General features: G+C 63.1%; 14 protein-coding genes. 7 read left to right on the forward strand and 7 right to left on the reverse strand.

Going from position 1 to position 12,431, the window contains the following annotated elements:
• Positions 1-119: 119 nt before the first annotated feature.
• Positions 120-920, reverse strand: coding sequence for a thioredoxin family protein (locus tag EOB80_RS23845; RefSeq protein WP_127269003.1), 801 nt, complete (start codon positions 918-920; stop codon positions 120-122).
• A 172-nt stretch (positions 921-1,092) separates the two neighbouring features.
• Between EOB80_RS23845 and EOB80_RS23850 the strand changes: the two genes are divergently transcribed.
• Entirely contained in the window at positions 1,093-1,770 is a 678-nt protein-coding gene (locus EOB80_RS23850) for a ceramidase domain-containing protein (RefSeq protein WP_127330143.1), read from the forward strand.
• Between the two features lie 49 nt (positions 1,771-1,819).
• Here EOB80_RS23850 and acnA read toward each other — a convergent pair whose 3' ends face one another.
• A complete protein-coding gene (gene acnA, locus EOB80_RS23855; RefSeq protein ID WP_127330145.1) occupies positions 1,820-4,510 on the reverse strand; it encodes an aconitate hydratase AcnA in 2,691 nt (896 codons plus the stop codon).
• A gap of 280 nt (positions 4,511-4,790) precedes the next feature.
• Between acnA and ccmA the strand changes: the two genes are divergently transcribed.
• The 4 genes from ccmA to EOB80_RS23875 all read left to right on the forward strand — a co-directional run bounded on the left by ccmA (position 4,791) and on the right by EOB80_RS23875 (position 6,972).
• Positions 4,791-5,414 carry a heme ABC exporter ATP-binding protein CcmA gene (gene ccmA, locus EOB80_RS23860; protein ID WP_127330147.1) on the forward strand — a complete coding sequence of 208 codons (624 nt, stop codon included), beginning with the start codon at positions 4,791-4,793 and terminating at the stop codon, positions 5,412-5,414.
• 25 nt (positions 5,415-5,439) lie between these two features.
• Entirely contained in the window at positions 5,440-6,105 is a 666-nt protein-coding gene (gene ccmB, locus EOB80_RS23865) for a heme exporter protein CcmB (RefSeq protein WP_127330149.1), read from the forward strand.
• 124 nt (positions 6,106-6,229) lie between these two features.
• Positions 6,230-6,397 (forward strand): heme exporter protein CcmD, encoded by a 168-nt coding sequence (ccmD, locus tag EOB80_RS23870; RefSeq protein ID WP_127268184.1) that lies wholly within the window; start codon positions 6,230-6,232, stop codon positions 6,395-6,397.
• On the forward strand, positions 6,394-6,972 hold the full coding sequence (locus tag EOB80_RS23875) for a DsbE family thiol:disulfide interchange protein (protein ID WP_127330151.1): 579 nt from the start codon (positions 6,394-6,396) through the stop codon (positions 6,970-6,972). The genes ccmD and EOB80_RS23875 overlap by 4 nt, the downstream gene beginning before the upstream one ends.
• A gap of 157 nt (positions 6,973-7,129) precedes the next feature.
• Here the strand turns inward: EOB80_RS23875 and EOB80_RS23880 are convergent, their stop codons facing one another.
• Positions 7,130-7,297 carry a hypothetical protein gene (locus EOB80_RS23880; protein WP_013528833.1) on the reverse strand — a complete coding sequence of 56 codons (168 nt, stop codon included), beginning with the start codon at positions 7,295-7,297 and terminating at the stop codon, positions 7,130-7,132.
• 263 nt (positions 7,298-7,560) lie between these two features.
• Here EOB80_RS23880 and EOB80_RS23885 point away from each other — a divergent pair, with 263 nt between their 5' ends.
• Complete coding sequence (locus tag EOB80_RS23885) at positions 7,561-8,481, forward strand: SMP-30/gluconolactonase/LRE family protein (RefSeq protein ID WP_127268186.1); 921 nt, start codon at positions 7,561-7,563, stop codon at positions 8,479-8,481.
• A 109-nt stretch (positions 8,482-8,590) separates the two neighbouring features.
• Positions 8,591-8,800: a 4-oxalocrotonate tautomerase family protein gene (locus tag EOB80_RS23890; RefSeq protein WP_127330153.1), complete on the forward strand. Its 210-nt coding sequence runs from the start codon at positions 8,591-8,593 to the stop codon at positions 8,798-8,800.
• Positions 8,801-8,932: 132 nt separating this feature from the next.
• Here the strand turns inward: EOB80_RS23890 and EOB80_RS23895 are convergent, their stop codons facing one another.
• The 4 genes from EOB80_RS23895 to ftsY all read right to left on the reverse strand — a co-directional run bounded on the left by EOB80_RS23895 (position 8,933) and on the right by ftsY (position 12,391).
• On the reverse strand, positions 8,933-9,463 hold the full coding sequence (locus tag EOB80_RS23895) for an NADPH-dependent FMN reductase (protein ID WP_127330155.1): 531 nt from the start codon (positions 9,461-9,463) through the stop codon (positions 8,933-8,935).
• Positions 9,464-9,499: 36 nt separating this feature from the next.
• Entirely contained in the window at positions 9,500-10,120 is a 621-nt protein-coding gene (locus EOB80_RS23900) for a pyridoxamine 5'-phosphate oxidase family protein (protein ID WP_127260125.1), read from the reverse strand.
• A 95-nt stretch (positions 10,121-10,215) separates the two neighbouring features.
• A complete protein-coding gene (locus tag EOB80_RS23905; protein WP_127330157.1) occupies positions 10,216-10,890 on the reverse strand; it encodes a septation protein A in 675 nt (224 codons plus the stop codon).
• Positions 10,891-10,951: 61 nt separating this feature from the next.
• A complete protein-coding gene (gene ftsY / locus EOB80_RS23910) occupies positions 10,952-12,391 on the reverse strand; it encodes a signal recognition particle-docking protein FtsY (protein WP_348629541.1) in 1,440 nt (479 codons plus the stop codon).
• Positions 12,392-12,431: the final 40 nt, after the last annotated feature.

A 12,431-nucleotide genomic window follows, 5' to 3' on the forward strand; every position in this document is an offset into this window, starting at 1 on the left:
GGGTCCGCGCTGCTTCGCAGCGTCCCGGCGTTCGCCGGCCTTCATCGTGCCACCGGCACGATGAATTCGCCTTCGACGAACCGGCTGCTCGCCCCACAAGGGGAGAAGGAAAGAAGGCCTTAAGGCTTGTGGATGAACGCGGCGCCGAGAATGGGACCGGGCATGCCGTCCTTGCCGACCGACTGCAGCAGCACGGCGCAGCCGCCCTTTTTGGCAATCTCGCTCATCGGCAGTTCGTAGCGTTGTGCCTTGCCATGCCACATGCCGGCGGTCTGTATCCCGGTGACGGCGTTCCAGTAGGTCATCTTGCGGCCGGTGTTCTCGCCCTCGCCGACCTTGACCGTCTGCGGCGGGTCGAAATAGACGATGACGACATGGGCGTCGCTGGGGCCGTTGCCGGCATCGCCAGCGTCGATCGTCACACGGTCGCTGGTGCGGCTGACCTTGACGGCGACGCGCATGCCTTCGCCGCTCTTGGCCATGCGGGCGAGCGCGCCATCGACCTCGCCGCGGCTGGCACCGTTGACGTGGACACGGCCATTGATAACGGCCTGCGGCGTATAGACGGAGCGGCTGCCGAAGGCGCGCATGTAGTCGTATTGCCGCTCGGTGTTCTCCTTGCGGCCCAGCGTATCCTGCCAGCCGAGATAGTCCCAATAGTCGACGTGATAAGCGAGCGCGACGATATCTTCCTTGGCGGCAAGTTCGGAGAACAGCGTATCGGCCGGCGGGCAGGAACTGCAGCCCTGGCTGGTGAACAGTTCGACCACGCCCAATGGCCTGTCGATCTGGGGCCTGTCGATCTGGACCCGGTCGGCATGGGCGCGATCGGATTCGCCGGCATGCCCGGCGCCGGCAGACGCCGAGAAGGCCAGCGCAAGAGCTGCCAGCCACAATGATTTTCGCGAGGCCATGGCCATTCCGATTCCCGCCGGTGGTGCCGGCTTTATCTTGATTGCTAAAATATGTGGCAGAACCGGAAGTCAACGGGAAGTCACGTTGCGGTGAAATTTTGCCATTGCAGCCGACCGCAACCCCGCAATAGGAAGGATCTGCGCTTCAGGATAGAAACCGATTCGGGCGGCAATCACGATGTGGCAAACGTTTTTGGCGCCAGTCGACCTCTATTGCGAGCGGATCGGCCCGGAATTCTGGTCCGAACCGGTAAACGCCCTGACCAACCTCGCCTTCATCGCCGCCGGCCTGTTGGGCGTGCGCGAGGTACGAAGGCTGGGCACCGGCGCCTTCGCCGAGGTGCTGGCCTGGTGGGTGGTGGCGATCGGCATCGGTTCGACGATCTTCCACACCTTTGCCACCAAGGGCACAGTCTGGGCCGACGTGCTGCCGATCGCCGGCTTCACGCTGGCCTACACGCTGTTCAATCTGCGCCGCTTCCTCGGCATGCGATGGGGCAAGGCCATTGCCATCTTCATTGCCTTCTATGTGCTTGCCGGGGCGATAACCCTTGCCGTGCCTGACTGGCTGCGCCAGGCGTCGAACGGTACGACGGGCTATCTGCCGCCGTTCCTGGCGCTCGCCTTCTTCGGTGTCTGGGTGACGGTGAGCGGCAATCGCGCCGGCTGGTATAATCTGGCGGGATCGGCAATCTTCGTCGTGTCCGTCATCTGCCGGATGATCGACCCGGTGATCTGCGGTAGCTTTCCGCTCGGAACGCACTTCCTCTGGCACATCCTCAACGGCGTGATGCTCGGCGTGCTTTTGGCGGCAGCGGCGCGGTTTGGGAAGCCTAAGGTAGGCAGTAGGCAGTAGGCAGTAGGCAGTAGGGGTCTCTATTCCCTACTGCCTAGTCCCCTATTCCCTAAGCTGCAAGATCGCGCAGCACGTATTGCAGGATGCCGCCGTTCTTGAAGTAATCGAGCTCATCCAGCGTATCGATGCGGCAGATGATCGGCACGTTCTTCACCGTGCCGTCGCCATAGGTGACCTTGGCGATCATCGTCTGGCGCGGTTTGATGGTGCTCAAGCCGTCGATCTCGACCAGCTCGTCTCCCTTGAGGTTGAGCGATGCCCATGAGGTGCCTTCCTCGAAGACGAAGGGAATGACGCCCATGCCGACCAGGTTCGAGCGATGGATGCGCTCGAAGGACTGGGCGATGACCGCGCGGACACCAAGGAGATTGGTTCCCTTGGCCGCCCAGTCGCGCGACGAGCCGTTGCCGTATTCGACGCCGGCGAAGACAACCAGCGGCACGCCTTCCCTTTTGTATTCCATCGCCGCGTCGTAGATCGATTCCTCTTCCTTGGACGGGTAGTGGATGGTGTAGCCGCCCTCGCGGCCGTTCTCGCCCAGCATGTGGTTGCGGATGCGGATGTTGGCGAAGGTGCCGCGCATCATCACCTCGTGGTTGCCGCGCCGCGTGCCGTACTGGTTGAAGTCGGCGACGCCGACGCCGTGGTCGGTGAGGTATTTGCCGGCCGGCGAGGCCGCCTTGATCGATCCTGCCGGCGAAATGTGGTCGGTGGTGATCTTGTCGCCGAACAGGCCGAGCACGCGGGCGCCCTTGATATCGCCGATCTTGCCGAAACCTGACGTCATGCCGGCGAAATAGGGCGGGTTCTGCACATAGGTCGAGTTGTCGTCCCACGCATAGGTCTGGCCTTCCGGCGCCTTGACGTTCTGCCAGTACTCGTCGCCTTTGAAGACATCGGCATATTTGCGGGCGAACAGCTCGCGGGTGACGTTCTTCTCGATGAACTCCTGGATCTCGGCCGAGCTCGGCCAGATATCCTTGAGGTAGACCGGCTCGCCGTTCTTGTCCTCGCCTAGCGGCTCGGTGGTCAGGTCCTTTGTGACGGTGCCGGCCAGCGCGTGCGCGACGACCAGCGGCGGCGACGCCAGATAGTTGGCCTGCACGTCGGGCGAGACGCGGCCTTCGAAGTTGCGGTTGCCGGACAAGACCGCGGCAGCGATCAGGCCCTTGTCGTTGATGGTCTTCGAGATCGGCGCCGGCAGCGGCCCGGAATTGCCGATGCAGGTGGTGCAGCCGAAGCCGACCAGGTTGAAGCCGATCTGATCGAGTTCCTTCTGCAGGCCGGATTTCTCCAGATACTCGGCCACCACCTGGCTGCCCGGCGCCAGCGAGGTCTTCACCCACGGCTTCTGCTTCAAACCGAGGCGGTTGGCGTTGCGGGCCAGGAGGCCGGCGCCGATCAGCACGCTCGGGTTCGAGGTGTTGGTGCACGAAGTGATGGCGGCAATGACGACATCGCCGTGACCGAGATCATGGTCGGTGCCTTCGACTGCGTAGCGCTTGGAGATTTCGGCGGCCTTCTTGTATTCGGTCTCCATCGCCTTGGCGAAACCTTCCGGAATGCCTTCAAGGGCGACGCGGCCCTCGGGCCGCTTGGGTCCGGCCATCGACGGCACGACGGAGCCAAGTTCCAGCTCGAGCAGATCGGTGAACACCGGATCGGTCGAGCCGGTCTCACGCCACATTCCTTGAGCTTTGGCATAGGCCTCGACCAGCGCGATGCGGTCCTCGCTGCGGCCGGACATTGTGAGGTAGCGGATGGTTTCCGAGTCGACGGGGAAGAAGCCGCAGGTGGCGCCATATTCGGGCGCCATGTTGCCGATGGTGGCGCGGTCGGCCAGCGTCATGTTGGAGAGGCCCGGCCCGAAGAACTCGACGAACTTGCCGACGACGCCCTTCTTGCGCAGCATCTGGGTGACGGTGAGCACGAGGTCGGTGGCGGTGACGCCCTCTTTGAGCTTGCCGGTGAGGCGGAAGCCGATCACCTCAGGCAAAAGCATGGAGACAGGCTGGCCGAGCATGGCCGCCTCGGCCTCGATGCCGCCGACGCCCCAGCCGAGCACGCCAAGGCCATTGATCATGGTGGTGTGCGAATCGGTGCCGACGCAGGTGTCGGGATAGGCTGTCGTTTCGCCGTCCTCGGTGTTGGTCCACACCACCTGGCCGAGATATTCGAGGTTGACCTGATGGCAGATGCCGGTGCCGGGCGGCACGACGCGGAAGTTGCGGAATGCCTGCTGGCCCCATTTCAGGAATTTGTAGCGCTCCTCGTTGCGCTCATATTCCAGCTCGACATTGCGGGCGAAGGCCATCGGCGTGCCGAATTCGTCGACGATGACGGAATGGTCGATGACGAGGTCGACCGGCACCAGCGGGTTGATCTTCTGCGGATCGCCGCCGAGCGAGGCCATGGCGTCGCGCATCGCGGCAAGGTCGACCACGGCCGGAACGCCGGTGAAATCCTGCATCAGCACGCGGGCCGGGCGATAGGCGATCTCGACGCCGGCGGTGCCCTTGTCGGTCAGCCAGCCGGCCACCGCCTGGATCGATTCCTTGGTGACGGAGCGGCCGTCTTCGTTGCGCAGCAGGTTTTCCAGCAGCACCTTCATCGAATAGGGCAGCTGCGAGATGCCGGTGAGATCGTTCTTCTCGGCCTCTATGAGGTCGAAATAGGCATACTCCGCGCCGCCTGCGGTCAGCGTGCGGCGGCAATTGAAACTGTCGAGGGATTTTGACACGTGCGATCCTTGTCTGTTCAGCCTGAAAGGGAACGGACGCCGATGGCATGCAATCACGCGCAAAGGTGCGGGTACGGCCATTTCCGCTGTCCGTTCCCAAGCAACCCGAGCCGTTCAAGGCGGCGCGTGCGCTGGTTCGGCGCTAATTCTGTTCCCATGCCGACCGCTGGCACGGATGCACCGCATATAGAGAATTTTCTGGAATAGTTCTAGACAGTTGGAAAGCAAATTTGTGCGATGCGGCAGCGGCCGCGACACATGGTTTCAGGGCAGGCGAGGAATGCGGCTGATCGCCGAAAATCTGGGCGGCGAGCGAGGCGGTGAGGCGGTGTTTTCCGGCATCGATTTTGCCTTGGAGGACGGTCAGGCGCTCATCGTCACCGGGCCGAACGGATCGGGCAAGTCGACCTTGCTGCGAGTCATCGCCGGGCTGCTGCCGGTGGCGCAAGGCAGCGTGAGGATCGAGGGTACCATGAAGATTGAAGACGGGGACGAAGCGTTTCCGTCTGTTGCCTCGGCCTGTCACTACCTTGGCCACCAGAACGCAATGAAGCCGGCGCTCAGCGTGACTGAGAATCTACGCTTCTGGCGCGACTTCAATGGCGACGGACAGCTCGGCGTCGAAGAGGCGCTGGAAACGGTCGGGCTCGGCGGCATCGGCCACCTGCCGTTCGGCTATCTGTCGACCGGGCAACGCCGCCGCGCGGCGATCGCGAAACTTCTGGTCAGCCACCGGCCATTGTGGTTGCTGGATGAGCCGACAGCGGGGCTGGACAAGGCGTCGGAGGCGCGGTTTGCGGAGTTGATGGCGAAGCATTGCAAAGGCGGAGGGATGATTGTCGCGGCGACGCATTTGCCGCTGGGGATCGAGGGGACGGAGTTGAGGATGGGGGGAACGGATTGATGACGGCGCGCGAGCATCTCATACCATGCTAGCGCTCTTCGCCCGCGACATCCGCCTCAACATCCGTGCCGGCGGCGGGGCGCTGACCGGGGTCATCTTCTTCCTCGCCGTCATCGCCACCATCCCGTTCGGAGTAGGGCCAGACCTGAAGCTGCTGGCCCGCATCGGACCGGCCATCCTGTGGATCGGCGCGCTGCTGTCCTGCCTGCTCGGGCTCGACCGGTTGTTCCAGGCCGATCGCGAGGACGGCTCGCTCGATCTCCTGGTGCTCGGCAATGATCGCCATATGCTGGCCGTGACGGTGCTGGTGAAATGCCTGGCGCATTGGGCGGGGAGCGTGCTGCCGCTGGTCATCGCGGCTCCTTTGCTCGGCCTGTTCATGAACATGGAGCCGCTAGGCATCGGCGCCACGGCGCTGACGCTGCTGGTCGGGACGCCGGCGATCACCTTCATCGGCGCCGCCGGTGCTGCGGTGGCAGTGGCGCTGCCGCGTGGCGGGCTGCTGATCTCGGTACTGGTGCTGCCGCTGACCATTCCGGTGCTGATCTTCGGTGTTTCGGCGAGCTATGGGGCGACCGCCAATCCCGATCCGTTTCTGCAGCCCTTCCTCATTCTTGCCGCGCTGACCCTGTTTCTTGGCGTGCTGGGCCCGGTCTCGGCGGCGCTGGCGCTGCGGCATGGAACGGATTGACGCGGCGTATGACTGCGGCGCGGCGACCGATTGCGAAGCCGACGGAGCGAGGCTAAGGGAAAGGCATGTCTAGACTGGGCGACATGATCGGCTTGGAAGCCCCCACTTCAGCGAGGCCCGTCGCATGAGCGCGCATGCACTCTACGTGACCGCCGCCTATGGCATTACGGCCGTGGTGCTGGCCGGATTGATCGGCTGGATCCTGCTCGACCAGCGGGCGCGCAAGCGCGAACTCGCCGAACTGGAGGCATCCGGCGTGCGGCGGCGCTCTGACAAGGCCGCAAAGCCATGAGCACCGAAACGGAAACGCCGCCCCCACGCACTCGTCGCCTGTTCGTGCTGTTGCCGCTGCTGATCTTCCTCGGCCTGGCCGGACTGTTCCTGTCGCAGCTGCTGTCGGGGCGCGATGCTTCGGAAGTGCCATCGGCCCTGATCGGCCTGCCGGCGCCGCAAACCAGCCTGCCGCCCCTGGAGGGCTCAAACCTGCCGGGGCTCTATTCCAAAACCTTCGCCGGCAAGGTCACATTGGTCAACGTCTTCGCGTCGTGGTGCGCGCCATGCCGCGAAGAGCACCCGGTGCTTCTGGCGCTGTCGCAGGATAAGCGTTTCACCATGGCGGCGCTGAACTACAAGGACCGGCCGGAAAACGCACGCCGGTTCCTCGGCGATCTCGGCAATCCGTTCCAGGCGATAGGGGTCGACGAAGTGGGCCGAGCGGCGATCGACTGGGGCGTCTACGGCGTGCCGGAGACCTTCGTCATCGGCAAGGACGGCAAGATCGCCTACAAGCATGTCGGCCCGCTGACGCCCGAGACGGCGAGGGATCTCTTGCTGCCACAGATCGACAAGGCGCTGGCGGCACGTTGATATTCAGGTGATGCCGGCCTGCGTACGGCGGCTTCCTGCGCTTCCGGTGCTCACGTACTGAAGTACGCTCCGCTCCGGTTCTCGGAAACCACCGTTTTCGTCTCGGCCTGACCTGAATCTCAACGCACCTTGGCGGTGCGTCTTATCGGACTCGAGATCAGCCGTAGATCTGCTTGTGGATCTGGTAGAGCATTTCCGAGCGATCGGCGCGCATGTCGGCCAGATCGCGGCTGGAAAAGCTGTCGATTTCGGCGACAAGGCGGTTGTAGTGCTTGCGCTTGGCAATGCTGTTGCGAGCGCGGGTCATGAGACTGTCGAGGATCATAGCAAGGTTCCTTTTTTGGCGCCGCGTTTCGGCGGCGGTTTCTTCCTCCCTTGATCGATACGAAGCATGACATAGTAATGGTGCATTGCAAAAAGAAGATGTTGCAATGCACCATTGCGCTGGACGCATAGCCGGTTAATACGGCGCTAACGTCATGCGCAGAGCCGGCAAGCGATCTTTTGCATGACACTGTGCGTACCCACATTGCCTTCTGTCCCTCCGGCTGGCTTGATCCGGGTGTCATTGATGCCGGGAGGAAAAGCATGGCGGCCGCAGACTATTATGAAATTCTCGATCCGCGCTTCGCGCGCCTGTTCAACGGCAACGCGCAGGTCGAGAAGCTGTTCACCGGATGCCAGTGGGCGGAGGGGCCGGCCTGGTTCGCCGCCGGCCGCTATGTCGTCTGGTCCGACATCCCCAACAACCGCATGCTGCGCTATGACGAGACCGACGGCAATGTCAGCGTCTTCCGCCAGCCGTCCGGCAATTCGAACGGCAACAGCGTCGACCGGCAGGGCCGGCTGATCACCTGCGAGCATTCGGGCCGCCGTGTCAGCCGCACCGAGTTCGACGGCTCGGTCACCACGATCGCGTCCAAATGGAAGGGCAAGCGGCTGAATTCGCCCAACGACGCGGTGGTGAAATCCGACGGCTCGATCTGGTTCACCGATCCGAGCTACGGCATCGATACGGATTATGAGGGCGACAGGGCCGAGAGCGAAATCGGCGCCTGCCATGTCTACCGGGTCGATCCCGGCACCGGCGAGGTCGAAGCCGTCATCACCGACATGGTCCGGCCCAACGGCCTGGCTTTCTCGCTCGACGAGAGCAAGCTTTATGTCGTCGATACCGGCCGCACGCATGGCGCACAGAATCCGGCACATATGCGGGTGTTCAATGTCGGCAAGGGCGGCAAGAAGGTTTCGGGCGAGAAAATCTTTGCCGACTGCACGGCCGGCCTGTTCGACGGCTTCAGGCTCGACGAGGACGGCCGCATCTGGACGAGTGCCGCCGACGGCATCCATTGCTACGATCCGGACGGCACGCTGATCGGCAAGGTCAAGGTGCCGGAAGTCACCGCCAACTGCGTGTTCGGCGGCAACAAGCTGAATTGCCTCTATATCGCCGGCACCACGTCGCTCTACATGGTGCGGCTGATGGTCAACGGCGCCAAGACATACTGAGACTGGAGCACTGGCTGAGACTGGAGCACTGGCTGAGACTGGAGCACTGGCGGCCGTTCGACGGTTTCATCGAAGCGGGTCGCGAGCACGAACATCCCGGGAGGACAAAATGCCATTCGTCAACATCCGCATCGTCAAGGAAGTGATATCAGCCGATCCGGCAGGCAAGAAGGCGGACATCGCCAAAAAGGTGACGGCGGCCATCATGGACGCCACCGGGCTGAGCAACGACGATGTCTGGGTGGTTTTTGAAGAGGTCAACGCGCGCGATTGGTACGTTGGGAAGACTGATGTGGAGACGCTGCGAAGCAAGAAGTAGTTCGAAGGCGTGGTGGCTGGACGTTGGAGATTGGCGAAAACCTTTCCTCTTCGTCATCCTAGGGCGAAGCAGTCGCGAAGCGACGTCGCGGAGACCCTAGGATGACGAAGATGTAGGGGTGGCCGCTCGGCCTCAACGCGAGCGGATAAACTCCGCGAAGGCATTCAGCGCATCATGCATCGCCTGCCGGTTCCCCGGCTCGTCGAGGATGCCCGCCACCTCCGGCGGCTTCTTGCCGAGCAGGGCAATCTCCAGCACGTCGTCGCAAAGTGCGAACGACATGGTGCGCATGATCTCGGCCAGTGCGGCGCGGGCGAACAGCGAGCGCGGCGAGGCGTGTGCCAGCATGGCGGGCTTGGCGACAGCGGCATCGCGCGAGACGAGCCAGTCGAGCCCGTTCTTCAGCCCGCCCGGCACGCCATGGGCATATTCCGGACAGGAGACGATCACGCCGTCGGCTCGGCTGACGGCATCGATCAGTTCGGAGGCTTCGAGCGGCGTCCGCTCGCCTTCATCGTCGGGATTGAAGATCGACAGACAGCCAAGCCCGTCATAGACGGTGACGCGGCAGCCGGGCGGTGCGTTGCGTGCCAGTGCTGCGATCAGGGCCGAATTGGTGGAAGCCGTGCGGAGGCTTCCGGAAATGGCAAGAATGTTCAGCAAGATGGACCAGTCGGGACGAATCGTGGGTCGAAAAACCTACCACATCGTCTTCTTATATTCCTCGTCGAGCCAGCGATCGGTCGCCTCGGCGGAATCGGCAACCGCCAGCTGATCGCGCATGATCTGGCCGAGCGTCGGCAGCGTCGCGCGGTCGTACCAGGTTTCCGGCTTCCACAAATCCGAGCGCATGAAGGCTTTTGCGCAGTGCATGTAGGCGGCCTTGACGCTGACCACGACAACGCTTTGCGGCTCCCTGCCGTCGACGGCGAGCCGTTCGCGCAAATTTGCGTCGACGGTGATGCGGGCATCGCCGTTGACGCGCAGCGTCTCGTTCATGCCGGGAATGAGGAAGAGCAGCCCGACCGAGGGATTGACGAGGATGTTTTCCAGCGTGTCGAGCCGGTTGTTGCCGGGCCGGTCGGGAATGGCGATGGTGGTGTCGTCGAGAACCGTGGCAAAGCCCGGCTTATCGCCCTTCGGCGTCACGTCGGCGTTGCCGGCACCGTCGGACGAGCCTATCAGCACGAACGGGCTCTTGCCGATGAAGGAGCGGCAATGGCCGTCAAGTTTTTTCAGCTCCTTGCGGATAGAACCGTCGGTCGGCCGTGGCGTCTTGTAGATCGTCCTCAACTGGTCGCGCGTGGTGATGAATTCCATGTCCCTCTCCCCAGAACGGTTCATTGTCTCACGAACGCAGAACCGCTGTTTCCCTTTGTTTTGACGCAGCTCCGGACACTTTTCCTGGAGTTGCTCTATTTCCCGGCCTTCTCTTCTTTGCCGGCCTTGTCCTCGAGTGAATGACGCAGGATCAGCGGCATCTGGCTGAAGGTGAACAGAAGCGTGATCGGCATGATGCCCCAGACCTTGAAAGTAACCCAGGCGTCGGTGGAAAAATTGCGCCACACCACCTCATTGACGATGGCCAGGAACAGGAAGAACAGGCCCCAGCGGAAGGTCAGTTTCCGCCAGCCATCGGCGTCGAGGCTGAAGGCTGAATCGAAGACATAGCCAAGCAGCGACTTGCCGAAGTAGAGGCCGCCGAGCAGCACGCCGCCGAACAGCGTGTTGACGATGGTCGGCTTCATCTTGATGAAGATGTCGTCCTGCAGATAGAGCGTCAGCGCGCCGAAGATGAAGACGACGACGCCCGACACCATCGGCATGATCGGCAAGGTGCGGGTGAGCAGCCACGAGGCGATCAGGGCGATTGCCGTGGCGGCCATGAACAGCCCGGTGGCAACGAAGATCGGCCCGCCGAACTCGGCCAGAACAGGGAATTTCTGCACCAGCCATCCGCCGCGCGCATTGGCGAAGAAGAACACCATCAACGGCCCAAGCTCCAGCACCAGCTTGAGCAGCGGATTGACGCCTTCCTTCTTCTGCTTCTGCGGGTCCGACGGATCGCGTTCGAGAATGGGTGGGTTCATGGAATCTCTTTCTTGCGCATGATCTGATCCAAAAAGTCTGCACCTTTTTGGGACATGCTTGTTAGGCTACTCCAGCGATCGCCCTGGCGAATTCGCTTGCCGAGAAAGGTTCGAGGTCGTCGACCTGTTCGCCGACGCCGATGAAATAAACCGGCAATTTGTGCTTTGCCGCGATCGCCACCAGAATACCGCCGCGTGCCGTGCCGTCCAGCTTGGTCATCACCAGGCCGTTGACACCGGCGATATTGCGGAAGATCTCGACCTGGTTGAGCGCGTTCTGGCCGGTGGTGGCGTCGACTGTCTGCAGCACGGTGTGCGGCGCTTCCGGGTCGAGTTTGCCAAGCACGCGGACGATCTTTTCGAGCTCCGCCATCAGTTCGGTCTTGTTCTGCAGGCGGCCGGCGGTGTCGATGATCAGCACGTCGGAACCGGCCTCCCTGGCCTTCTCGAAGGCGTCATAGGCGAGCCCTGCGGCATCGGCGCCGATCTTGGAGGCGATGACCGGCGATTTCGTCCGCTCGCCCCAGATCTTCAGCTGCTCGATCGCAGCGGCGCGGAAGGTGTCGCCGGCGGCGAGCATCACCGACAGGCCGCCATCGGTGAGCTTGGCGGCGAGCTTACCGATCGTGGTGGTCTTGCCGGTGCCATTGACGCCGACCACCAGAATGACATGCGGCTTGTGCGAGAGATCGAGCTCCAGCGGCATGGCGAAATGGGTCAGCACTTTTTCCACCTCGGCGGCCATGATGGCGCGGACCTCGGTGTCGGAAACGTCCTTGCCGTAGCGGCTGGCGGCCAGCGCGTCGGTAACGCGCAAGGCCGTCTCCATGCCGAGATCGGCACGGATCAGCACATCCTCAAGGTCCTGCAAAGTCTCTTCGTCCAGCTTGCGCTTGGTGAAGACGCCGGCAATGTTGCCGGTGAGCTCCTTGGAGGAGCGGGCAAGCCCGTCCTTCATGCGCTGGAACCAGGAGCGCCTCGGCGCCGGCTCCGGCGCCTTCCGCGGCTCGGCCTTCTGCTCGACCTTCTTGGTGACGGTCACCTTGCCGGGGGCGGCTTTCGGCTCCGGCGCGGGTTGTGGAAGAGGCTGCGGCTCGGGCGCGATTTCCGCAATGACCGGCTGCGATTCGATCGGCGCAGGCTGGCGAATGGGAGGTACGATTTCGGCGGCGGGCGCTTCGGCCACGAGAGCAGCCGGCATGGCTTCCACGGGTGGCGCCGAATCTTTCGCAAGTTCGTGCTGCCCCTCACCCCTACCCTCTCCCCGTGAAGGACGGGGAGAGGGGGGCGTCAGCGTTGAGGCTTCGTCTTCGATGTTTGCAAGAGGAGGCGCAACTTCACCGCTAGCCCCCTTCTCCCCGTCTCTATACGGGGAGAAGGTGCCGGCAGGCGGATGAGGGGCTGCGCTGACCTCTGAAGACGGCTGAAGAGGGGACGGCGCCGGTGTCGGCACCTCGATCGGGGCTGGTGTTTCGGCTGGAACCTCGACAGGCGTCGGCACTTCGACCGGGGCCGGCTCCGGCTGCTTTTCCGGCCGTGAC

It is taken from the genome of Mesorhizobium sp. M7A.F.Ca.MR.245.00.0.0 (genome assembly GCF_003997415.1).
GTDB lineage: Bacteria > Pseudomonadota > Alphaproteobacteria > Rhizobiales > Rhizobiaceae > Mesorhizobium.